Here is a 22,352-nt window from a genome sequence, read left to right as displayed (position 1 = left end):
ACCCCGCTTAACGGGGCCACTTACACTGGCTCAATTAGTGATTACAGGCTGGTCCATGAATATGACCATTAGCCAATTCGTCTTCGGTTGCGACTCTAACACCCATAATTTCCACATCAAAATTCAAAGTTTCACCGGCAAGGTCGTGATTACCATCTACGCTTACCATATCGCCTTCAACCGCTGTTACAGTCACTACTTGCTGCTGGCCAGAATCGCCCTCAGCGTGGAATTGCATGCCCACTTCTAAGGATTCAATACCAGAAAACATCTCACGATCCACTTGCTGAACCATTTCTTCCATGTATTCTCCATAGCCTAAATGTGGAGGCACTTCCACTTGCAACTTATCTCCTAGTTGCTTGCCTTCAAGCGCTTCTTCGAGGCCTTGCACAATGTTATTTGAACCATGTAGATATGGCAAAGGCTCAGCTTCACGTGATGTATCAACCAACTCTCCTGCACCGTTTTTTAATGTGTAGTGAAAGGTAACTACACTGTTTTCAGCAATTTTCATTTGCAACTCCAAGATGCCCTTTATCATTTAATGAGGGCTGATAAAATTAAACATTACTCATGCTCATGAGCGACCTGCTATAATACCGCAAAAATCACCCCTAGGCCCGTATTTCCATGCATTTTACTATTCACGATACCCCAGGCGTTATCCACTTTATGCGACTAGTTTCTTGGCTAGTACTAAAGCTTGGCGGCTGGAAAGTCGTTAACGTGGCGCCAGAATCAGGCAGCTACCTTATCATCGCCGCCCCACACACCTCTAACTGGGATTTTCCACTAGGTATTGCCATCGCTTTTCATTTGCGTTTAAAGGTGTATTTTATAGCCAAACATACACTTTTTGAAGGGATTTTAGGGCCTATAATGCGCTGGCTAGGAGGCATTCCTTTAAACCGCGAAGCAAGCAAAAATTTTGTAGAATCATCTATAGATGCCTACGCTCATAATGAAAATTTGGTTTTAGCCATAGCACCCGAAGGTACAAGAGGCAGTGTGACACGCTGGAAAACTGGCTTTTATCACATGGCCAAAGGAGCTAATGTGCCTTTAGCTTTAGCGTATTTTGACTTCTCCACTCGCACTGGCGGCATTGGAAAGATGTTTAACACTACCGATGACATGATAGCTGACATGCAAGCTATAGAAAATTTTTATCGACCAATGAAAGGGAAAAACACCCACAACTATAATCCAGATATTGTGGGCATTGCCAGCACCAAACAGCCTGATGCTTAGAGCTTAGCTTTGAGGACCACAAACTTTGGATGAGCCCCTATTTGCTCAACACTTGCAAACCAGCGCTTTAATTTAGCGTGATAGCCTAAATGACGATTACCCACCACCCATAGCTCGCCATTTTGGGTGAGCACTTGAGCAGACTGTGCAAACATTCGCATGGCTATTTGGTCCCCCATCACCCTTTCTTGGTGAAAAGGAGGGTTACATAAAATCAAATCAGCCGTTTGGGGCTCTACCCCTGTTAGGCAATCGTTCGCTTTAAACTCACACCTATCAGCAACGTTATTGCTGGTTGCGTTAATGGTAGCTGATGCTAGAGACATATAGGATTCATCAAATCCGATCACCTTAGAGTCAGGCCACTTTTTTGCAGCAGCAATGGCTTGGATACCGTTCCCACAACCTAAATCGATGACCAATTTATATGGCCCTTGTGGAAACTGATCTAACAAAACCTGTGCGCCAGCATCCAACTTAGTTCGACCAAAGACACCACTAAAATGCTGCAGGGATAGGGCTAAAGCAGGCAGCTCCCAAAAAGTCTCCTGAGGTTTTGGGGAATTTATTCCCACGCCCAAACTATTTACAGCGAAAATCAACCGCGCCTTTTTACGCGCCAAACTTGTTGTTAAAGGCCCAAGTAACGATTCAAGCAATTGATACAAAGCATTATCAATATGCTTAACCATTACTGGCATTATAATCACAGCGTCTGGCGATAACTGTGGCAACATTCTTTGAACTTGATCACGAAGCAATGCATGGCTTTTAGGCAATCGTAATATGACGATATTAAAAGGGCCTTGGGGGGTGTTTTGTGCTTGGGTAAAACTAGCAGTAGGTAATCCATTAGCACCAGCATTTTTCTGCAATCCAAGATGAGCAATATGAGAGTCACTCCACAAAACGGGCAAACACCCTTGCACATCAATCAAGGCTTGAGTCACTGCACACGTGATTGCACCAAACGTTTCATTAACCACTAGCACACGAGAGTTTACACTTAACAAAGCCTGCGTTTTTAGATAATCCAAAACCAACAGGTCCGCTTGATCAAAGGCGCTTAACGTTTCTTTTTTAGTAACTGGAACTCTACTTATTACCAATTCACCAAAGGCGCTCATCATTAAAGGTTGTATCATAAAATAGGTTACTTATATGGGTTATTCTACTATGGCGACAAGCGATCAATTACCCATCCGTCATCTGTTTGCTGATAACGAAATCGATCATGCAAACGGCTAGGCTGACCTTGCCAAAATTCGAATTTTGTAGGTACAAGACAAAAACCTACCCAAGGGCTAGGCCTGTCTATTGAGCAATCGTGAGTACGCTCATCCAGCTTAGCTACATTGAGTTCAAGATCAGCCAACCCTGAAACAACTTGGCTTTGGGCTGTCGCTGCGGCACTAAGCTGGCTCCCTCTAGGGCGGCTCTTAAAATAGGCGTCTGAAGTGGCTTCTGGTAGAAAACATACCGTGCCAGAAATACGCACTTGGCGCTCTAAGGGTTGCCAATAAAAAAGAACAGAAGCATTTGGATTATGATCAATATCGCAGCCTTTTTGACTACGCTTATCTGAGTACCACACCAAACCACTTTCATTATAGCTTTTCATAAGGACGATGCGCGCACTGGGCATGCCTGATGAAGAAACAGTTGCCAAAGCCATAGAAGTAGCGTCAAGTGGGCACGCTACTTCAGCCTCTACCAACCAATCAGCAAACTGTTTCCAGGGATCTAAAGCCAGATTTTCTCGGCGCAACCCCTGCGCTTCATACTCTCGCCTATAATCTTTGTAATCTTGAGAGGACATAACACTTTCCTACTTTTAAATAACCAACAAAACCCTATTATATGCTGCTATGCGTAAGTCCGGTACCATTGACATTAAAGATCGTATAAATGTGAATCAGGCAAGGCGTAAAAAGAAGTAAAGTCTATTACGTACTGCTAATAAATATTATCAAACCTATATTTTTTAATGTAAAATTTAAACTTTGTTTTAGTCGCTGAACAGACATGTAATTACATGTTGCAAATGAAGGTCTTTTTTCATGATATCCAAAACTGCAGTTTTTCGCTTTTTGACTAGGGTTGTTCTACCCGTTGCTATTATTGCAGCAGCCGTATCGGGGTTTATTTATTTAAAAAACTCTAAACCAAAAGCCCCAGCCAATCCTATTACTGAGCAAGTTTGGGGAGTTTCAAGCCAAGTTGTAAAGTTACAAGACATTGCCCCAGAAGTGACCCTTTATGGCGCTGTTCAAGCTAATGAAACAGCTCAATTGAGTTCAACTATTAACGCTTTTGTGTCCCAGGTGGACGTAGGTCGTGGCGATAGCGTAAAAGCTGGACAAACTTTAGTACTTTTAGATGACCGTGAATTGCGCTTAACTCTAACCCAAAGAAAAGCTAGCTTGATAGATGTTGAAGCGCGTATTCAAAGTGAAATTAACAACAATAATACCAACCAACAAGCACTTGTAATAGAACAACAGCTCCAGGCAATCAATCAAAAAAACTTTGAACGTCAACAACAGCTGGTTGCAAAAAAAGTAGCCCCTACATCGCGCTTAGAAGATGCTTCAAGAGTGCTGCAGCAGCAGCAGCTATCTTTACTCAACCGTAAAAATACCATCGCAGACCACCCCAATCGTATCGCTCAACTACAGTCACAAATAACCCAAAGCAAAATTCAAATTGAATTTGCACAACTAGACTTAGAGCGCACTCGCATTGCTGCTCCATTTGACGGACGTATACTCAGTGTGGATACAGCATCAGGTAATCGCGTACGAAATGGTGACCGTGTTGTTAAGCTTTATAACACCCAAAGCTTAGAAGTGAGAAGTCAAATTCCAGCTAGGTATTTACCCCTAATGCAAACGGCTAATTCTGGCCGCGGGTTAGAAGCCAGTATTGACCATAATGGCAAGACATATGGCCTCACCTTAGAACGACTATCTGCAGAAGCTTCATCTAGCCAAGGTGGCATTGATGCCTTCTTTAGTTTAGATCGTGATCAAGACATTGAAATAGGTCGCAACTTGCAGCTTAAGGTTAAATTACCCACCGAAGCTAATGTAATAACACTGCCTGCGTTAGCAATCTATGGCCAAAATCGTATTTATCGCATCGTTGATGATCGTTTAGAAGCACTTAGCATCCAACGAGTAGGCGATTGGACCAGTCCCAAGGGCCAACGTTTAACTCTAGTTCGAGGCGCTGACTTACGCAGTGGTGATAATATTTTAATCACGCAGCTTCCCAATGCCGTCACCGGTTTGTTAGTAGAAAAACGCTAGTCGGAGCATAAATACATAATGAAATCATTTATTAGCCTTTTTGCAAATCACCGAGTAGCTCCTAACCTTTTAATGTTACTGCTATTTTTATCTGGCGGTTACGGATTAAAGCAACTCAACACACAATTTTTTCCAGACTTTGCCATTGACGTTGTTAGTGTTTATATTGCTTGGCCAGGTGCTGCCGCCGAAGATGTACAAAAAAATATTACTATTCCAGTTGAACAAGAGCTGAAGAATGTTGCTAATGTTAAAAAGGTGACCTCTAGCACCACTCGTGGTGGCGTATCAATCGCCTTAGAAATAGAGAGCGGCTCCGACTTTGGAGAAGCTACCAATTCGATTAAACAGCGTGTAGATGCCGTCCGTAACCTTCCTAATGATGCTGAAACCCCCACTGTTGGACAAGTTATAAGGTATGACGCTGTGGGTACCTTGCTGATTACATCAAATGGGCCTATCTATGAGCTCACAAACTTAGCCCGCCAGGCAGAGCGAGAATTACTCAGCAGGGGCATCAGTAAAATCAATATTAGCGGCTTACCTGAGCAAGAAATTGCTATCCAAATAGAGCCCAGCACCATGCATGACCTTGGCTTGTCGCTGCAAAATATAGCTGGCCTCATTAACAACCAAAGCCAAGATGTGATGGCTGGCACTGCTGGTCGCACAGATGGTTCAAGGCAATTACGCGCCATTGGTAAAGTGTCAGATGTAAGCAGCTTTGAACAATTGCCACTACTGACCGGGGATAACGCCCAGCTACTTCGTTTAGGTGATGTTGCAGACATAAGCCTACGTCCTAAGGAAGATCAAGGCACTATAAGCTATGAAGGAAGGCCCGCCGTACAACTAGAGATCATGCGTAGCGCAAATGATGACACCATTAAAACTGCGGGGATTATGAACAAATGGGTTATAGATGCGCGCCAACGCCTACCAGAAGGTGTAGAAATAGCCGTGTTTAATGAACAATGGCTCTTACTAAAGGCCCGTATCAGCTTGCTTATTAATAACGGCGCGTACGGTTTACTTTTTGTAGTAGGTTTGTTGTTTATATTTCTCAACTCAAGAGTGGCGTTCTGGGTTGCCATGGGCATTCCAGCCTCGCTATTAGCCACTTGGGGTGTTATGTATTTTATTGGCGGGTCCATCAATATGATCAGCCTCTTTGGCATGATCATGGCTTTGGGCATTATTGTCGACGATGCCATAGTGGTAGGCGAAGATACCTTGTCACACTTTCAACAAGGCGAAGCTCCGCTACAAGCTGCTTTAGGGGGTGCCCAACGTATGATGGGGCCTATAACAGCCTCTTCTCTAACCACCATCGCAGCTTTTTTACCACTCTTACTGATCAATGGGATCATTGGTAGCATCTTAGCTGATATACCGATCGTGGTAATTTGCGTTATTTTAGTATCATTGGTTGAATGTTTTTTAATCTTACCAGGCCATTTGCATCACGCCCTTAAGAGTCAAGCTAATAAGAAGCCTGCTCGCTTGAGAGCTTGGTTTGATAGGGGTTTTGAAAACTTCAAAAATAATGTATTTCGCCCTGCTGTTAGCGTTGCTATTGATTTTCGCTTAGTGACATTCAGCTTGGCTATTACCACGTTAGTTTTAGCTGTAGGTTTACTAGTTGGCGGCAGAATTCAGTTTGCATTCTTCCCAAGCGTCGATGGAGACAATATACGCGCCAACGTGCAATTTAGTAGTGGCACACCAGCTAGTGAAGTTGCATCCTACTTGGTGAAAGTAGAGGATGCATTATTAGAAACTGAAGCTGAGTTGGGTGGCGGTTTAATTAAAGAACGAGTCAGTTACTTTGGTTCTAACAAACTGCCTACTGCAGGTATTTCTAGCACTGAGCAAGTGGCTTTATTACAGGTAGAGCTGGATAGCTCAAAGTTGAGGTTGATATCTAACGCTGAATTCATAGAGGTGTGGAATAAAAAAATACCTAAAGTACCCGGCTTAGAAAAAATCATTATTGACCAACCTCAGTCTGGCCCACCAGGAAAACCTATTGAAGCCAACATCACAGGGGCAAGCGCTATCATAATGAAAGCAGCTGCTTTAGATTTACAGACCTCATTAAAGGTGTTTTCTGGAGTTCAAAACATTGATGATAACCTCCCGTATGGTATGGAGCAGCTCATTTTTAGCTTGACCCCTGAAGCGACCACTTTAGGCCTAAGTAGTGCATATATTGGACGTCAGCTGCAATATGCTTTTGATGGTGTCACCGTACAGAGCTTCTATTTGGGTGCAGATGAAATTGATGTGAGGCTGATGCTCAAGGATCAAGACCGTAATAGTCTTGCCACTTTGTACGCCCTGCCTATTATTCTGCCCACGGGTAACACTGTGCCTTTACTGGAGTTAGTAGAATTTAGCTCGCGTCGTGGTATTGATAAGTTCAGCAGTAAAGACGGACAGTTAACAGTCTCTGTAAAGGCCGACGTTGACGTAGGCACAACTAACGCCAACGTAGTGATAGCTGCATTAAAGGAAGAAGTTATCCCAAATCTTGAACGCCAATATGGAGTGAACATCACTTTTGGTGGTGCTAGAGCTGATGAACGAGACACCTTAGGTGACATGCTTACTGGCTTAGTATTAGCTCTTATTCTCATCTACATTGTTCTAGCTTGGGTGTTTACATCTTACACTTGGCCCATTGCTGTAATGTTTACCATACCCTTTGGTTTAACAGGTGCAGTGTTGGGACACCTTGTGATGGATAGAGATCTCACTATACTGTCATTATTTGGCTTATTTGGCTTGTCTGGTATCGTTATCAACAACAGTATTGTGTTGCTATCGTTCTATAAAGGCTTCCGTGAGAAAGGCATGGAACCCAAGGCTGCCATAATAGAAGCAGCATGCCAACGTTTAAGGGCCGTATTGTTAACTTCAATGACTACCATTGCAGGATTAACACCTATATTATTTGAAGAATCACTACAGGCCCAATTCCTCATTCCTATGGCGATATCAATCGTCTTTGGTTTGGCACTTGGCACCATACTTATTTTATTCGTTGTACCATCAATGGTGCTAATGTTGGAAAACTTAGGCGCACTTGTTACGGGCAAAAAACGCAGCACTTAAGCATTAAAATAGGTTAAAACAGACGCAATTGTTGTTGCTGGGTTGGGGGCTTTAATTTGAACCCCAATCCTAACAACCTTACACCTTTAGCTTGTTGGTCACAGTCGCCACTTTGAAACGCCAGTTGAAGCAGTGCGTTAAAAAAATCTACGTGGATATCTGTGCTGGCTTGTTCTCGTGTGAGCTGTGAAAAATCTGCAAACTTCAACTTCACTACTAATCCAGAAACTGCATAATGGCTAGATAATTTGTCAAATCGTGCCATAAGTTCTTCATAAAGTGGACCCAAAGCATCGCTACAGCCTTCTATGCTGGTTAAATTTTGAGCATAGGTGTTTTCTACAGAAACAGATTTTCTTACACGACTGGTTTGTACTGGACGATGATCTTCACCAAACCTTCGCAAGGCAAGAGTTTGCCCCATGCGACCAAAACTCCTCTCCAGTTCTAATTCACTAAAAACACGTAAGTCTGCACAAATATGGATGCCCTGTGCAGCTAATTTGGCAGCACTAACAGGGCCAATACCTGGTATCTTTTTAACGGGTAACTGTGCACTAAATTCATCCACTTCATTGGGTTTCACTACAAATAAGCCGTTCGGTTTTCTCCAATCACTAGCAACCTTGGCAATAAATTTGTTAGGTGCAACTCCTGCAGAAATAGTAATACCCACTTCCGCTTCAATATCCGCTCTAATTTGCTGAGCAATTAAGGTGGCGCTGCCACCGAACAAGCTAGAATCAGTCACATCTATAAATGCTTCGTCTAAAGACAAAGGTTCAATGATATTAGAGTAACGTTCAAAAATAGTCATAATTTGTTGCGAAACTTCACGATACAATGCCATACGCCCAGGCAGGATTAAGAGGTCTGGGCAAGCCCGAAGTGCTTGAGCTGATGGCATCGCAGAATGAACCCCAAACTTTCTTGCTGGATAATTGCAAGTCGCGATGACACCTCTACTATTTGCTGCACCCCCTATGGCAATGGGTCTGTGTTGATAACTTGGCTCCTCTCGCATTTCAACAGCGGCATAGAAACAATCACAATCACAATGAATTATTTTCCTACTAACCAAGAAGACGCTCCCATAAGACTGTACATACATCCAGCATTTTACCTATAATGGGCCAGAGATCAAGACTCCATGGAAGCCTGCTGGCACTAAGCCGAGTAAAGCGATATTATGGCGGTCGCTTATTTTGTACTTAACGAGACTCATATGGACCAACAAACACAGACACAGCTTGAAGCAGCAGCTTTTCGTAGATTGGTTAAACATTTAGACACACGCAAAGACGTGCAAAACATCGATCTGATGATATTGGCGGGATTCTGTCGCAATTGTCTCAGCAAATGGCTGATGGCTGCTGCTGAAGAGAATAATGTCCCTATGGATTATGATCAAGCCCGTGAGCATGTTTACTGTATGCCTTATGAACAATGGAAAAATACTCATCAATTACCAGCTACTGACGCACAAGTAAGCGCTTTTTCAGCTATAGAAAAAGCCAAGAAACTGGCAAAGATTTAACGTAATGACTGACGAATATCCATTATCAGACACAACCACACTGTTGCAGACCTTAGAACGTAAGGTCAAACTACTGGTAAGCCAAAGCTTAATCAACACACTGGAAATATCACAATTGCAACAAGAAAACGCGCGTTTAGTAACTCAGCTAGGAAGGCAGCCTAATTTCAAAACCCAGGGTTTAAAGCCCTAGAAGAGCATAGCTGCTTATGAATATTGTTGCATTTTTTCGCCAGTACGCTGGGCTGATAGGTTTGGTCATCGTTCTGATCGTTGCTTTTTTACTTAAAAATACTCCAGTTCGAGATTCAGCTCAAAGTATAGTGACTGTGCCCACTAAGCAATTGATGACATTGACTGAAAGCACTGTATCTAATGCGTCAAATGCAGGACTAACCCACAAGCCAGATATGCTAACGCGATCAGTTTCTATTGCTAATGTAGCCACACGTATTAGTCACGCCATTGAATCTCAATTTAATCCTAAAGTAATGCCACTACCCAAATTTTCATCTATTGTTGACGTAAAAACAAAAAAGATGACCTTTTTCAAATATCTAGAAATATTAGCAGATACTGGCAATGAAAAAATATTGCATCTTCGTGCAGAAATTGGCCGCATTAATCCTCAGCGACTCACTTCACAACAACACCAACGCCTCCAGCGACTGTCAAAGAGTTATAAGATTAAAGCCACAGAGCCAAAAGAACAAATTAGATTATTATTACACAAGATTAATATAATCCCACAAGCCCTTGTGCTGGCCCAAGCAGCCAATGAAAGCGCATGGGGCACTTCTCGCTTCGCCACTCAGGGCAACAATTTGTTTGGCCAATGGTGTTTTAGTGTTGGTTGCGGCTTAGTGCCAAGTGGCCGACCTGAAGGCGCTAGTTATGAAGTACGCAAATTTAAAGACCCCCAAGCTTCTGTAGACGCATACATTCGCAACCTAAACTCTCATGGAAGTTATAAAGAGTTACGGCATATTCGAGCGTGCCTAATTAAAAATAACGACGCTGTTTCTGCTCGAGCATTATCTGCAGGGCTAAAAAGCTACTCTACTAGAGGGGTCGATTACATTGATGACATTAGGTCTATGATTCGTACCAATAAACTAGAACCATGGCAGAAAAACTGGTGGGGGAACGATGATCAACACCCTTGTAGTGCGCTGGTGCAACTAATACGTCCCATAGCAATGACTGAAGACCCTATACACGGTATCACCCCCCTAGAGAATAAGTAATATGTCTAGACTTGTTTACTCCACTGATCAAGGTCGACTGTGCCCTGATTGCAGCCTTGCTCAATGTCAATGCAGTCATAATAGCAACACTATAGGTGATGGAAACGTCCGCGTCCGCTTAGAAACTAAAGGACGAAAAGGCAAGGGAGTCACTACTGTAGCAGGTATACCTCTAGCCGAAACACAACTGAAGCACTTACTTAAAGAACTCAAACAAAAAACCAGCTCTGGTGGTTCTATAAAAGGTAACGTGCTTGAGTTACAAGGCGATCATCGCGATGCTCTAATTGTGTTACTGTCCAAGTATGGTTGGTCATCGCTTAAAAAGGCAGGTGGATAATGAGTTTAGAATGGCTTTTAGTACCTTTAGTGTTAGGTTTGTATTACTGGTGGGACACCAGTGCTGCAAAAGATAGGGCTCGCACTCTCGCAAAGCAACAATGCGAACAACAAGACCTTCAGCTACTTGATGACACAGTAGCTCTTAAAAAAACCCGCTTTAAGCGCGATAGTAAAGGCCACATTTCACCTTTGCGGCAATTTACTTTTGAATTTAGCAGTGATGGCGAGCAAAGAAGCCGGGGTGAATTGCATTTATTAGGCAAAAAAGCCATTCACTTGCACTTGGATGTACATCGAATACATTAGAATTGTTGATAGCCCTAGAGTTTAGCCGCCACTCTGCTAGAATGGCAGCATAATGTGTTCATGTCATTCATCTTGGGGAAACGTTAGTGTCCAGCTTACCAGTCATTATTGGTTTTGGCGGAGTAAATGCCGCGGGTCGCACCTCCTCTCATCATGGTTATCGGCGTCTCATTGCTGATCACTTAGACAAGCAAAGCCAACTGGATACGGTGACAGACCTAGCCACGTTAACCAACAAAGCTACGTTTTCCAATGGCTTTTATTACCTAGCGGGCCAAACCCAAGGACTGTCGCAAGCTCAATTAGCTGATCAGCTCACGGATGAATTGAACCAAGCTACCCTGATACGGCCTATTCGGCCAGAAGCCTACGATATATACCAACTGGTGCTAAATAAAGCAGCCCAAATACAACCCTCATCAGGTGATTGTACCTGTATTCGGATGCGCAAAAGACACGTACCCACTCAACTACCAGACAACTGGCAAGTCTCTACTATTGATAGTGATACCGTAGAAGTGACCATCTCTGGTAGCTTTGCAGCTATTTTACCTGACTCAAAACGTGCGCCTGTGAGCGCTGCAGGACAGTTGCCTGACGGGTTTGATCCTGGTTCCCTATATCAATCAAGAAACCACCCTCGCAACTTACAAATGACTGTTTTTGGTGCATCCGATGCTCTAAGCTCCACCGGTATTCCATGGCAAACTATGCAAGACCAAGTGGCCCCAGATCGCATCGCTGTTTACGCTAGTAACTCTATTGGCCAACTAGATGAAGCAGGTTTTGGAGGCTTACTAAAAAGCCCAAGCACCGGCAAACGGATCACCTCTAAACAGATGCCTTTAGGTTATGGCCAAATGCCAGCCGACTTTGTTAATGCATACTTATTAGGCAGTGTTGGGGCTGTTGGGTCTGCATTAGGTGCATGCGCGACATTTTTATACAATTTGCGCAATGCTGTTGAAGACATAAAAAGTGGCCGCCGTGATCTAGTGATTGTAGGCGGTAGTGATGCACCGATCACTCCGGAAGTGATGGAAGGTTTCCGGACCATGGGCGCGTTAGCTGAAGATCATGAGGTAAGCGCATTAGATGCTGCGACTGAACCAGATCTGCGGCGCACTTCTCGTCCTTTCTCCACCAACTGTGGCTTCACTATGGGCGAAGCATCTCAGTGGATTGTACTTACTAGCGATGACCTTGCATTAAAACTTGGAGCCCAAATACATGGAGCAGTGCCTGGTGTATTTGTTAACGCTGACGGCCATAAAAAGTCTATTTCAGCCCCCGGGATAGGCAACTATATTACCTTAGCTAAAGCTGCGGCACTCACAGAAAGCATGCTGGGAACTCAATCTCTTCGCCAGCGTTCTTGTGTACAAGCCCATGGCACAAGCACACCACAAAATCGTATTACTGAGTCTCATGTTATTAATGAAACAGCTAAAGCCTTTGGCATCAATCGCTGGAAAGTTGCTGCGGTAAAAGCTTATTTAGGTCATTCACAGGGCACTGCAGGCGGGGATCAACTCGCTGTTTCTTTAGGTGTGTGGCGCTATGGGATTTTACCTGGGATTAAAACCATCGACCACATTGCTAGCGACGTTCACGACAGCAACCTAACCATTCAAGCTGCGCACCACGAGGTAGGCACAGAAGGCATTGATACTGTGCTGCTAAACTCTAAAGGTTTTGGTGGCAATAATGCCAGTGCTGTATTAATGGGGCCTCATATCGCTAATCAGCTCATGGTTAAAAAGCATGGCTCTAAAGCAATGCAGCAAATGCACATAGCACAAGAAGCCCCTATTGAAGCTGCAAAAGATTACGACTTACAAAGTATACGAGGACTATCAAAACCAACGTATAAGTTTGGCCATAACGTTCTTTCTGGTGAGGATTTATTGATCACCCGCAACGAAATCCATATACCAGGCTATGCCAAAAATGTGAGTTTATCTATTAGTAACCCATTTGAAGATATGTGCTAGAGCTGAGTGCTAGAATTTGAAGGTCGGCTATTTAAACGCAGAACCTCTAATGTATTGGTCATTGTTTGCATCGCTATCTGCGCTATAGACTCTGGTCTCAAAACACCCAATACTTCTAATACTCGCGGTAGTTTGTCAGGCTGATTAGGCTGGCCTTTAGGTTGTTCAGCCATAGGCATATCGGGCGCGTCTGTTTCTAATACAATATCTGTAAGCGGCAACGCCATGGCCAAACGCCTTATAGCTTGGGCCCTATCGTAAGTCAAAGTACCACCAAAGCCTATTTTGAACCCCAACTGAGTGAACTTTTGCGCTTGTTGTATACTGCCGCTAAAACCATGCACAATGCCTCCTTGGTCAAACTTCAATTGCCTTAATAGCTGTCCTAAACGATCATTAGCCTTTCTACTGTGTACGATAACAGGCAATCTTGCATGCTTAGCTAGCTTTACCTGGGCTATAAACCAACGCTCTTGTTCGGCAATAGAGAACCCTTCTCGTGTAGTATCTAAAGCAAAATCAAGTCCAATTTCACCCACAGCAACAGGTTTATAATCAACGATTGCCTTAGCTAAATCTAACACATGCTGTGAACTGTGTTGGTCACTAAAATAGGGGTGTAACCCAAGAGCTAAATGCCATAGTGGGTTTTGCTCACAAATAGCAATTTGTCGAGCAAAAAAGGCCCATTGAGTTCCTGGGACAACCAACTGCTGCACCCCTTGTGAGATACACGATTGCCACAAGTGGGGTTGTAGTGCTTGCAAGCGAGAGTCGTCCCAATGGCAATGGCTATCAATTAGCTGATGCATTCAACCCTCCTATCTATGCAGCTGTTAGTGTTCTCGCGTGGCGCGAAAGCGAATATCTGGCCAGCGCTCTTCGGTTAGACTTAAGTTAACCCTAGAAGGAGCTAAGTAAGTAAGGTGTCCCCCACCATCAATGGCTAGGTTTTCAGATGCTTTACGTGTAAATTCTTCAAGCATTTTACTATCGTCACACTCTACCCAGCGCGCAGTGTTGACGCTAATTGGCTCATAAATACATTCAACTTTGTATTCATCTTGTAATCGGTAAGCAACCACTTCAAATTGCAACACACCCACTGCGCCTACGATCAAATCATTATTTTTGCCAGGCATAAACAATTGTGTAGAGCCTTCTTCTGATAATTGCTGCAAGCCTTTTTTAAGTTGCTTCATTTTTAAAGGGTCTTTAAGACGGACTCGTCTAAACAGCTCAGGCGCAAAATGGGGGATACCTGCAAACTTCAGATTTTCACCTGCAGTAAAGGTATCACCAATTTGAATGGTCCCATGATTGTGTAAACCAATTATGTCACCTGGCCATGCTTGCTCCACATTAGAGCGCTCTCCTGCCATAAAGGTCACAGCATCAGCCACTTTTACATCTTTACCTATGCGCACATGGCGCATCTTCATGCCTCGTTCATAGCTGCCTGAGCAAATACGCATAAAAGCGATACGGTCCCGGTGTTTAGGGTCCATATTTGCTTGAATTTTAAAGACAAAGCCAGTGAATTTAGGCTCCACTGATTGCACAACACGTTCTCCTGCATCACGAAATTTTGGTGCTGGGGCCCACTCTACAAAATAATCTAGCATTTCACGAATGCCAAAATTAGACAGTGCGGTACCGAAAAATACCGGCGTCAGCTTACCTTCTAAGAATAACTGCATATCAAACTTATGGCTGGCGCCACGCACTAATTCAATTTCTTCTTTGAGTTCATCTAATAATTCGCCCAATATTTGTGCAGCTTCAGCAGACTCTAATCCTTTAATCTGGATATCGTCAGGAATGGTGCTGCCTTGCCCTGGCGTAAATAAATGCAGCGTGTCGGTATATAAGTTGTAAACACCCTTAAATCTCTTACCCATACTGATAGGCCAAGTAATCGGCGCACATGCAATATTAAGGACATCCTCAACTTCATCTAAGACTTCGATTTGCTCACGCACTTCACGATCCATTTTATTAATGAAGGTGAAAATAGGAGTATCGCGTAAACGACACACTTCCATTAGCTTAACAGTACGGTCTTCCACACCTTTAGCGCCGTCAATCACCATTAGTACAGAGTCAACTGCGGTCAAGGTGCGGTAGGTGTCTTCAGAAAAATCTTCGTGCCCTGGCGTGTCCAAAAGATTAACTGTGCGCTCTTTGTAGGGAAACTGCATTACTGAAGAAGTCACAGAGATACCGCGCTGCTGCTCCATAGCCATCCAATCTGAAGTGGCTTTTTTGTCCCCTTTTTTTCCCTTAACTGAGCCTGCCGTTTGAATAGCTTGTCCGAATAACAATAGTTTTTCAGTGATGGTGGTTTTACCGGCATCCGGGTGAGATATAATGGCAAAGGTTCTACGTGAAGCCACTTCTTCTGCAATTAAGTTGGACATATATGGGTACAATCTAAGGGAATATGGATGGCACATTTATGTGTACCTAGAATAATGCCCATTGTCCCTGATTCCGCACTTTTCCTCAATATAAAACACCGCTCAACTGGTTAAAAATCGATCACTAACCTACCCCAACATTGAGTAATCATGCGAATTTGCGTATAATATGCGCGTTTTTACAAGCCCTCCCTATCATTAGGAAATACTATGTTCGATCTCGCTAGCCGCGCGCCGGTTAATGCAAAAAATGACATACTCTCAGGCCTCACGGTCGCTCTAGCATTGGTCCCTGAAGCGGTAGCTTTTGCCTTTGTCGCAGGTGTAGACCCACTAGTAGGCTTGTATGCTGCTTTCATGGTGGGTTTGATTACTGCTGCTATTGGTGGCAGACCTGGCATGATCTCAGGCGCTACAGGTGCCTTAGCAGTGGTCATGGTGGCTTTGGTTGCCGATCACGGTGTGGAGTATCTCTTTATTACCGTGGTATTAATGGGCATTATTCAAATTACCGCTGGTATTTTGCGCCTAGGCAAATTTATTCGTATGGTTCCACACCCAGTAATGCTAGGTTTTGTTAATGGATTGGCGATTGTTATTTTCTTAGCTCAGTTAAGCCAATTTAAATTTTTAGACGATAATGGCGACTTGCAATGGTTACAAGGCACTCAGCTCTATCTCTTGATCGGTTTAATTGCTCTGACTATGGCTATTATTCACTTTTTGCCTAAGTTTACGCGGGCTATTCCTTCATCGTTAGCGGCTATTTTAGTTGTCACTTTACTTGCAGTATTCTTCAATTTGGACACCCGCTCTGTAGGTGATATTGCCTCTATTGCTGGCGGCTTACCAAGCTTCCACCTTCCTGATGTACCCTACAATTTAGAAACCCTCATTATCATTTTACCTTACGCTATTATCTTAGCCGCCATTGGCTTGATCGAATCTTTATTAACTCTAACTTTGGTAGATGAGATCACAGAGACTCGTGGCCATGGCAACAGGGAATGTATCGGCCAAGGTATAGCTAACACAGCTACTGGATTGTTCGGTGGGATGGGAGGATGCGCAATGATCGGCCAAAGTATGATCAACGTCAACTCTGGTGGTCGTGGTCGTCTTTCTGGCATCAGTGCGGCGCTTTTTCTACTGGCCTTTATCTTAGTGGCCTCTCCTCTAATTGAAATGATCCCCTTAGCAGCTTTAATAGGTGTCATGTTTATAGTAGTTGTAGGTACTTTTGAATGGTCTAGTTTCCGCATTTTAGGCAAGATACCCAAGTCCGATGCCTTTGTATTAATTTTAGTATCTGGCGTTACCGTGATCACTGATCTTGCAATCGCCGTAGTCGTTGGCGTTATATACTCAGCGTTGGTGTTTGCATGGAAACATGCAAAGCACACACAAGTAACCCACAAAGATGTGGATGGCAGTCGTATTTATTACCTACGTGGCCCCATCTTCTTTGGATCAGTACAAAACTTTTTGGAACTGTTTGACCCTAGCCAAGATCCTAACGATGTCATTATCGACTTTGAACGCTCACGCGTAGCAGATCATTCAGGTTTGGAAGCTATAGACACGCTAGCAGAACGCTACTCACGCGCGGGTAAAACATTACACTTGCGTCACCTAAGCTCAGATTGTAAACGTTTACTCTCTAAGGCTGGCAATATGGTGGAACTGAATGTGATCGAAGATCCAGATTATAAAGTAGCTACAGACACGCTAGGCTAAACACTAACGCGTCTTCACGTTCACCATCAACGCCGGGATAATAATTCTGGCGTTTTTGTATGTGCACAAAACCCATAGATTGATACAACTTCACCGCCACTCGATTGGAGGCACGCACCTCTAAAAATATATTCTTCACTGCTTGGTCCATTAAATTTTGAGTTAAAGCCTGTAGTAAGCTTCGCCCAATACCATGGCCTCTATAAGGCTGGTTTACTATAATATTCTGCACATCTGCCTGATCAAAAAGATAACTTGCTACGGCATAACCTACAACCTGCCCACTGACCTCATCAACCCCAACAAGGGCTATATAACTGCCTGAAAGTGCTCCATTAAGCGCCTGCTCTAACGCTTTTTTTGTCCAGCTGGGATCATTGGGTGCTAAGGAAAAACTCAGTATTGCATCAATATCTAATTCACATAGCACTCGGGTGGTTACCATATTTTAAGCCAAGCTAGACGTATAAATAAGTGATTTTAAGTGGCTCCATGCCTCTTTTTTAAGACTTGGCACTGCCAAAAGTTGATGTAAACTGTGGCTATAAACTGACTGAACCCCTGTGCCAAAAAGATCAATCTCACTGATTTCTCCTAAGATCATCTGAGGTTCTAGAAGCTTCATAGCTGCAGGCCCCATTACCAAAATCTTGTTACATTGATTATCTTTTATTAACTTGATCAGGCTATATCTAAGGCCACTTTGAGCACCTACTAATGAGTGATCCGCGTGAGGGCCAGGCACCAAGGGCCAATTAAACTCCATGGACGCAGCGGGCATAATTTGCACGCTAGCGCCCTCTCCCTCAAACCCTATAGCATTAACGATCGCGGTCTGTAAACGTTGTATAGGGCTACTCATAGCGGCCCCTTCTTGCACGGGTATATCGTTAACGACTAATACACCATTGTTGTACCAAGACAAACCTAAATGTAGTGGTGCTAACCTATCTGCACGCATGGTCAACTTGGACTTTACAGCAACTGGTGCGATCTCATCAGACCGCTGCTTAGTGTCCAACTTCAAAAGAGTTGATACAATATGTGGCTTATCCGCTTTTTGCGTAAGTATACTTAAAGCGCTTGTTGCAGAATCTTTTTGCACAACAGATTCATTCACTAACCCGGCTGATTGACTAGTAAGTAATGGGAGTGCTGAAGCCACAGGTAAAATAGGCTCTAAAATTTGAATCGTCGATTGTGCAGCAGCTTCGCACCAATATACATCGTTCACCTTACTGCCCGGCAATGAATCAGTGGGCAACCAGCTGGTAATTCCAAGCGTTTGTAAATACTGCAACCTTTGAGTTTCATCCAGCATTGGAAACATAACCATAATTTATTCTACTGTTGTAATTTTCGTAGCGCCTATTGGGCTTTAGAGCTGAACTTAGATAGGCATAGAAGAAAATTTCCGTGCTAACCTGAGTCTACGCGAAAAGCTCACAATTATGAGATTTTTTGAGTAGATAAAGAGGACAACATGGTCCAAACTGATACCTATGACATAACGCCTAATATAGCCTTTGACTCTGTCTCTGGCAATACACAAAAGGACACAGATTTGATGGCCACTAACAATAATTATGACTTTGATACCGTTGTCGATCGTCACAACACGCACTCGTCAAAGTGGGATAAATACAAAGACAGGGACATCATCCCACTGTGGGTAGCTGATACAGATTTTAAAGTTGCACCAGTCATTCAAAGCGCCTTAGAAGAGCGTGTAAAACATGGTGTGTTTGGTTACACCAAAACAGATAAAGAACGCGATCAGACAGTGGCTGATTATTATCAAAAAAAATACAACCTCCATGTGGAGGCCGATTGGATTGTATGGGTACCGGGTATTGTCGCAAGCTTAACCCTTGCTATCAGCAGCTTATCCAAGCAACATCAACAAGTGTTAACACCTGATATTGTCTACCCATTTTTGCATACAACACCTGCTGCGGTGGGAAAACAAGCCAACCATTTAGCTATGACATATGCCGAAGATCGTGTGCGTATAGACTTAAATGCATTAGAAAAACGTAATGCCAAAGATGCTCGTGTAATGCTTTTTTGTAATCCACAAAACCCGGGTGGAGCTATTTATACCTGTGAAGAATTGAGTCGTATTGATGCTTACTGTGAAGCAAATGATTTAATTTTAGTGTCTGATGAAATACATGCAGATATAATTTTGGATGAAAATAAACAACACCTGCCCTACTTTGGCATCAGTGATTACGCCCTTAATAACTCCATCACATTAGGTGCAGCCAGTAAGGCCTTCAATGTCGCAGGACTTGCCTGCTCATGGGCAGTCATTGCCAATGAAGATATCCGGCAAGCATTTAAGGATGAAATGCACGGCATTATTTCTGAAATCAACCCATTTGGCTATACCGCCACTTTAACAGCATTAAGTGAAGGTGATGAATGGTTATGCGCCATGAATAAATACTTGCGTAATAATCGAGACTATTTGCTTGAGCAAATAAATACCATTGATGGCATGCGCATGCTGCCTTTAGAGTCTACATTCCTAGCATGGATTGATGTCTCAGCATTGAACTTAGAGGACCCTTGTAGCTTTTTTGAGGCCGCTGGAGTTGGCTTATCTCCTGGTAGCAACTTTAATGATGGGGACTTTTTAAGGCTCAACTTTGGGTGCGCTAAATCTGTGCTGGAAGAAGCTGTAAGCCGTATCAAGAAAGCGTTAGTTTAAGTTTTTATAGGCTAAAAATTCATGCTGCTGCAATAACAATAAAGCAGCATGAATGGCTTCTTCATGTTCTTCTTCTAGTGCCAGGCGATGTTTTGAAAACTTTCTCTTAGCACTCTTATCTAACTGCTTCCATTGCTCTTTAATTGGCATGTGCTCAGTCTCACTATACATTAAGCTAATCACTTGGAATTGATCTAGTTCTAATAAATCCGATCCCACATAGTCCAATAACTGCTTTAAGCGAATACACCCTTCTGTAAGCTCACATTGCTTATCAAGCATTGCCCTAGTGATTACATCTATACTTTCTACACGATTATTATATTGCTTCTCAAGCATGTCCTGCATAGCCAAAATACGTTGCTGATTGATTCTTTTAAGCTGATTTTGACGATAAACAATGTTCGTTATTACCAGTACCATAACAATACAAAATAGCATGAGAAGTAATATTAATGTGCTTGAAGACATAGATTTGTCACCTTGATGGAATAGCTTATATTGTAACATGACAAATACTTCAGGTAGCTTGTGAAAATTAGCTTTACCTCAACTTTACCTTCCTATAATTTTCTACGTCTATTTTCTTACGCCCAATAAAAAACCCCTAGCTTTTTGGGCTAGGGGTTTTTTAGTACTGAATGAGGTGCTTGGCGATGACCTACTCTCACATGGGGAAACCCCACACTACCATCGGCGCTAAAACGTTTCACTTCTGAGTTCGGAATGGGGTCAGGTGGTTCCATCTCGCTATGGTCGCCAAGCAAAAAAAGTTGAATGATAATCTTTCGATCAGCATCCTTGAATTTGTGATATGTCTTCGTTTAGGTGATACACAATGTGTTTACCGAGGGCTTACCCGTCGTACTTCTATCGTAAACTTAATTGTTTGTACTTCATGTCACCGCATTTGCATACGATTCCATTAGCTTGTACAACGCTTTTGGCGTTATATGGTCAAGCCTCACGAGCAATTAGTATTGGTTAGCTCAACACGTTACCGTGCTTACACACCCAACCTATCAACGTCCTAGTCTTGAACGGCTCTTTAGGGACTTAAAGTCCTGTGAGATCTCATCTTGAAGGGGGCTTCCCGCTTAGATGCTTTCAGCGGTTATCCTGTCCGAACGTAGCTACCCGGCAATGCCACTGGCGTGACAACCGGAACACCAGAGGTTCGTTCACTCCGGTCCTCTCGTACTAGGAGCAACTCTTCTCAAATCTCAAACGTCCACGGCAGATAGGGACCGAACTGTCTCACGACGTTCTAAACCCAGCTCGCGTACCACTTTAAATGGCGAACAGCCATACCCTTGGGACCGGCTTCAGCCCCAGGATGTGATGAGCCGACATCGAGGTGCCAAACACCGCCGTCGATGTGAACTCTTGGGCGGTATCAGCCTGTTATCCCCGGAGTACCTTTTATCCGTTGAGCGATGGCCCTTCCATTCAGAACCACCGGATCACTATGACCTACTTTCGTATCTGCTCGACGTGTCTGTCTCGCAGTTAAGCATGCTTATGCCATTGCACTAACCTCATGATTTCCGACCATGATTAGCATACCTTCGTGCTCCTCCGTTACTCTTTGGGAGGAGACCGCCCCAGTCAAACTACCCACCACACAGTGTCCTCGATCCGGATTACGGACCTGAGTTAGAACCTCAAACATACCAGGGTGGTATTTCAAGTTTGGCTCCACGATGACTGGCGTCACCGCTTCAAAGCCTCCCACCTATCCTACACAAATAGGTTCAAAGTTCACTGTGAAGCTATAGTAAAGGTTCACGGGGTCTTTCCGTCTAGCCGCGGATACACTGCATCTTAACAGCGATTTCAATTTCACTGAGTCTCGGGTGGAGACAGTGTGGCCGTCGTTACGCCATTCGTGCAGGTCGGAACTTACCCGACAAGGAATTTCGCTACCTTAGGACCGTTATAGTTACGGCCGCCGTTTACCGGGGCTTCGATCAAGAGCTTCGCCGAAGCTAACCCCATCAATTAACCTTCCGGCACCGGGCAGGCGTCACACCGTATACGTCCACTTTCGTGTTTGCACAGTGCTGTGTTTTTAATAAACAGTCGCAGCCACCTGGTATCTTCGGCCGCCAACAGCTTAGGGAGCAAGTCCCATCACCATCAGCGGCGTACCTTCTCCCGAAGTTACGGTACCATTTTGCCTAGTTCCTTCACCCGAGTTCTCTCAAGCGCCTTGGTATTCTCTACCTGACCACCTGTGTCGGTTTGGGGTACGGTCACTCAATATCTGATGCTTAGAAGATTTTCCTGGAAGCATGGCATCAACCACTTCAGTCCTAATGGACCTCGTCATCACGCCTCAGCCTTAAGGGAGTCCGGATTTACCTAAACT

The 22,352-nt window shown here is 43.7% G+C and carries 20 protein-coding genes and 2 rRNA genes (1 of these 22 running past the window's edge); 11 read left to right on the top strand and 11 right to left on the bottom strand.

The window, feature by feature from the left end; translation table 11 throughout:
- Positions 1 to 34: 34 nt before the first annotated feature.
- Complete coding sequence (locus ABXT42_RS01620) at positions 35 to 517, bottom strand: FKBP-type peptidyl-prolyl cis-trans isomerase (protein ID WP_443628640.1); 483 nt, start codon at positions 515 to 517, stop codon at positions 35 to 37.
- Positions 518 to 633: 116 nt separating this feature from the next.
- On the opposite strand from ABXT42_RS01620, the gene ABXT42_RS01615 reads away from it, so the two are divergent.
- The gene (locus tag ABXT42_RS01615) at positions 634 to 1,254 is read left to right on the top strand and encodes a lysophospholipid acyltransferase family protein (RefSeq protein ID WP_443628639.1); all 621 of its coding nucleotides are present in this window, start codon (positions 634 to 636) and stop codon (positions 1,252 to 1,254) included.
- On the opposite strand, the gene ABXT42_RS01610 is transcribed toward ABXT42_RS01615, so the two are convergent.
- The gene (locus ABXT42_RS01610; RefSeq protein WP_443628638.1) at positions 1,251 to 2,399 is read right to left on the bottom strand and encodes a methyltransferase; all 1,149 of its coding nucleotides are present in this window, start codon (positions 2,397 to 2,399) and stop codon (positions 1,251 to 1,253) included. The genes ABXT42_RS01615 and ABXT42_RS01610 overlap by 4 nt on opposite strands.
- Positions 2,400 to 2,428: 29 nt before the next feature.
- Positions 2,429 to 3,073 (bottom strand): pyridoxamine 5'-phosphate oxidase, encoded by a 645-nt coding sequence (gene pdxH / locus ABXT42_RS01605; protein ID WP_443628637.1) that lies wholly within the window; start codon positions 3,071 to 3,073, stop codon positions 2,429 to 2,431.
- A gap of 241 nt (positions 3,074 to 3,314) precedes the next feature.
- On the opposite strand from pdxH, the gene ABXT42_RS01600 reads away from it, so the two are divergent.
- Positions 3,315 to 4,565: an efflux RND transporter periplasmic adaptor subunit gene (locus tag ABXT42_RS01600; RefSeq protein ID WP_443628636.1), complete on the top strand. Its 1,251-nt coding sequence runs from the start codon at positions 3,315 to 3,317 to the stop codon at positions 4,563 to 4,565.
- An 18-nt stretch (positions 4,566 to 4,583) separates the two neighbouring features.
- Positions 4,584 to 7,682, top strand: coding sequence for an efflux RND transporter permease subunit (locus ABXT42_RS01595; RefSeq protein ID WP_443628635.1), 3,099 nt, complete (start codon positions 4,584 to 4,586; stop codon positions 7,680 to 7,682).
- 13 nt (positions 7,683 to 7,695) lie between these two features.
- On the opposite strand, the gene dinB is transcribed toward ABXT42_RS01595, so the two are convergent.
- The gene (dinB, locus tag ABXT42_RS01590; RefSeq protein ID WP_443629423.1) at positions 7,696 to 8,706 is read right to left on the bottom strand and encodes a DNA polymerase IV; all 1,011 of its coding nucleotides are present in this window, start codon (positions 8,704 to 8,706) and stop codon (positions 7,696 to 7,698) included.
- Between the two features lie 165 nt (positions 8,707 to 8,871).
- On the opposite strand from dinB, the gene ABXT42_RS01585 reads away from it, so the two are divergent.
- From ABXT42_RS01585 to ABXT42_RS01560, 6 genes are all read left to right on the top strand, one after another.
- A complete protein-coding gene (locus ABXT42_RS01585; protein ID WP_443628634.1) occupies positions 8,872 to 9,219 on the top strand; it encodes a DUF1244 domain-containing protein in 348 nt (115 codons plus the stop codon).
- A 4-nt stretch (positions 9,220 to 9,223) separates the two neighbouring features.
- Positions 9,224 to 9,412 carry a hypothetical protein gene (locus ABXT42_RS01580; protein WP_443628633.1) on the top strand — a complete coding sequence of 63 codons (189 nt, stop codon included), beginning with the start codon at positions 9,224 to 9,226 and terminating at the stop codon, positions 9,410 to 9,412.
- 16 nt (positions 9,413 to 9,428) lie between these two features.
- Complete coding sequence (locus ABXT42_RS01575) at positions 9,429 to 10,466, top strand: glucosaminidase domain-containing protein (protein WP_443628632.1); 1,038 nt, start codon at positions 9,429 to 9,431, stop codon at positions 10,464 to 10,466.
- A 1-nt stretch (position 10,467) separates the two neighbouring features.
- On the top strand, positions 10,468 to 10,806 hold the full coding sequence (locus tag ABXT42_RS01570; RefSeq protein WP_443628631.1) for a translation initiation factor: 339 nt from the start codon (positions 10,468 to 10,470) through the stop codon (positions 10,804 to 10,806).
- Positions 10,806 to 11,114 carry a DUF3301 domain-containing protein gene (locus tag ABXT42_RS01565; RefSeq protein WP_443628630.1) on the top strand — a complete coding sequence of 103 codons (309 nt, stop codon included), beginning with the start codon at positions 10,806 to 10,808 and terminating at the stop codon, positions 11,112 to 11,114. The genes ABXT42_RS01570 and ABXT42_RS01565 overlap by 1 nt, the downstream gene beginning before the upstream one ends.
- 86 nt (positions 11,115 to 11,200) lie before the next feature.
- A complete protein-coding gene (locus ABXT42_RS01560; RefSeq protein ID WP_443628629.1) occupies positions 11,201 to 13,108 on the top strand; it encodes a beta-ketoacyl synthase in 1,908 nt (635 codons plus the stop codon).
- Here ABXT42_RS01560 and ABXT42_RS01555 read toward each other — a convergent pair.
- The gene (locus ABXT42_RS01555; RefSeq protein ID WP_443628628.1) at positions 13,105 to 13,920 is read right to left on the bottom strand and encodes a TatD family hydrolase; all 816 of its coding nucleotides are present in this window, start codon (positions 13,918 to 13,920) and stop codon (positions 13,105 to 13,107) included. The two genes, ABXT42_RS01560 and ABXT42_RS01555, sit on opposite strands and share 4 nt — an antisense overlap.
- Before the next feature lie 24 nt (positions 13,921 to 13,944).
- A complete protein-coding gene (locus ABXT42_RS01550) occupies positions 13,945 to 15,528 on the bottom strand; it encodes a peptide chain release factor 3 (RefSeq protein WP_443628627.1) in 1,584 nt (527 codons plus the stop codon).
- A gap of 210 nt (positions 15,529 to 15,738) precedes the next feature.
- On the opposite strand from ABXT42_RS01550, the gene ABXT42_RS01545 reads away from it, so the two are divergent.
- Positions 15,739 to 17,265 carry a SulP family inorganic anion transporter gene (locus ABXT42_RS01545; protein ID WP_443628626.1) on the top strand — a complete coding sequence of 509 codons (1,527 nt, stop codon included), beginning with the start codon at positions 15,739 to 15,741 and terminating at the stop codon, positions 17,263 to 17,265.
- Here ABXT42_RS01545 and rimI read toward each other — a convergent pair.
- Together rimI and ABXT42_RS01535 are read right to left on the bottom strand one after the other, a co-directional pair.
- Complete coding sequence (rimI, locus tag ABXT42_RS01540) at positions 17,246 to 17,710, bottom strand: ribosomal protein S18-alanine N-acetyltransferase (protein ID WP_443628625.1); 465 nt, start codon at positions 17,708 to 17,710, stop codon at positions 17,246 to 17,248. The genes ABXT42_RS01545 and rimI overlap by 20 nt on opposite strands.
- A 3-nt stretch (positions 17,711 to 17,713) precedes the next feature.
- Positions 17,714 to 18,601: a hypothetical protein gene (locus tag ABXT42_RS01535; RefSeq protein ID WP_443628624.1), complete on the bottom strand. Its 888-nt coding sequence runs from the start codon at positions 18,599 to 18,601 to the stop codon at positions 17,714 to 17,716.
- Between the two features lie 147 nt (positions 18,602 to 18,748).
- On the opposite strand from ABXT42_RS01535, the gene ABXT42_RS01530 reads away from it, so the two are divergent.
- Positions 18,749 to 19,981, top strand: a complete 1,233-nt coding sequence (locus ABXT42_RS01530) for a MalY/PatB family protein (RefSeq protein ID WP_443628623.1) — start codon at positions 18,749 to 18,751, stop codon at positions 19,979 to 19,981.
- Here the strand turns inward: ABXT42_RS01530 and ABXT42_RS01525 are convergent.
- The 3 genes from ABXT42_RS01525 to ABXT42_RS01515 form a co-directional block, all read right to left on the bottom strand.
- Positions 19,973 to 20,491: a DUF2489 domain-containing protein gene (locus tag ABXT42_RS01525; RefSeq protein ID WP_443628622.1), complete on the bottom strand. Its 519-nt coding sequence runs from the start codon at positions 20,489 to 20,491 to the stop codon at positions 19,973 to 19,975. The genes ABXT42_RS01530 and ABXT42_RS01525 overlap by 9 nt on opposite strands.
- A 138-nt stretch (positions 20,492 to 20,629) precedes the next feature.
- Positions 20,630 to 20,745 (bottom strand): 5S ribosomal RNA (rrf, locus tag ABXT42_RS01520).
- A 189-nt stretch (positions 20,746 to 20,934) separates the two neighbouring features.
- Positions 20,935 to 22,352, bottom strand: a 23S ribosomal RNA gene (locus tag ABXT42_RS01515); it runs 1,471 nt beyond the window's last position.

This window comes from Candidatus Njordibacter sp. Uisw_002, assembly GCF_047730155.1.
Lineage (GTDB): Bacteria > Pseudomonadota > Gammaproteobacteria > Pseudomonadales > Balneatricaceae > Njordibacter.
This window is presented reverse-complemented; position numbering and strand designations above follow the sequence as displayed.

Coding starts and splice junctions, on each gene's coding strand:
- ABXT42_RS01620 (WP_443628640.1), bottom strand. CDS start 517: ATGAAAATTGCTGAAAACAGTGTAGTTACCTTTCACTACACATTAAAA.
- ABXT42_RS01615 (WP_443628639.1), top strand. CDS start 634: ATGCATTTTACTATTCACGATACCCCAGGCGTTATCCACTTTATGCGA.
- ABXT42_RS01610 (WP_443628638.1), bottom strand. CDS start 2,399: ATGATACAACCTTTAATGATGAGCGCCTTTGGTGAATTGGTAATAAGT.
- pdxH (WP_443628637.1), bottom strand. CDS start 3,073: ATGTCCTCTCAAGATTACAAAGATTATAGGCGAGAGTATGAAGCGCAG.
- ABXT42_RS01600 (WP_443628636.1), top strand. CDS start 3,315: ATGATATCCAAAACTGCAGTTTTTCGCTTTTTGACTAGGGTTGTTCTA.
- ABXT42_RS01595 (WP_443628635.1), top strand. CDS start 4,584: ATGAAATCATTTATTAGCCTTTTTGCAAATCACCGAGTAGCTCCTAAC.
- dinB (WP_443629423.1), bottom strand. CDS start 8,706: ATGCGAGAGGAGCCAAGTTATCAACACAGACCCATTGCCATAGGGGGT.
- ABXT42_RS01585 (WP_443628634.1), top strand. CDS start 8,872: ATGGCGGTCGCTTATTTTGTACTTAACGAGACTCATATGGACCAACAA.
- ABXT42_RS01580 (WP_443628633.1), top strand. CDS start 9,224: ATGACTGACGAATATCCATTATCAGACACAACCACACTGTTGCAGACC.
- ABXT42_RS01575 (WP_443628632.1), top strand. CDS start 9,429: ATGAATATTGTTGCATTTTTTCGCCAGTACGCTGGGCTGATAGGTTTG.
- ABXT42_RS01570 (WP_443628631.1), top strand. CDS start 10,468: ATGTCTAGACTTGTTTACTCCACTGATCAAGGTCGACTGTGCCCTGAT.
- ABXT42_RS01565 (WP_443628630.1), top strand. CDS start 10,806: ATGAGTTTAGAATGGCTTTTAGTACCTTTAGTGTTAGGTTTGTATTAC.
- ABXT42_RS01555 (WP_443628628.1), bottom strand. CDS start 13,920: ATGCATCAGCTAATTGATAGCCATTGCCATTGGGACGACTCTCGCTTG.
- ABXT42_RS01550 (WP_443628627.1), bottom strand. CDS start 15,528: ATGTCCAACTTAATTGCAGAAGAAGTGGCTTCACGTAGAACCTTTGCC.
- ABXT42_RS01545 (WP_443628626.1), top strand. CDS start 15,739: ATGTTCGATCTCGCTAGCCGCGCGCCGGTTAATGCAAAAAATGACATA.
- rimI (WP_443628625.1), bottom strand. CDS start 17,710: ATGGTAACCACCCGAGTGCTATGTGAATTAGATATTGATGCAATACTG.
- ABXT42_RS01535 (WP_443628624.1), bottom strand. CDS start 18,601: ATGGTTATGTTTCCAATGCTGGATGAAACTCAAAGGTTGCAGTATTTA.
- ABXT42_RS01530 (WP_443628623.1), top strand. CDS start 18,749: ATGGTCCAAACTGATACCTATGACATAACGCCTAATATAGCCTTTGAC.
- ABXT42_RS01525 (WP_443628622.1), bottom strand. CDS start 20,491: ATGTTACAATATAAGCTATTCCATCAAGGTGACAAATCTATGTCTTCA.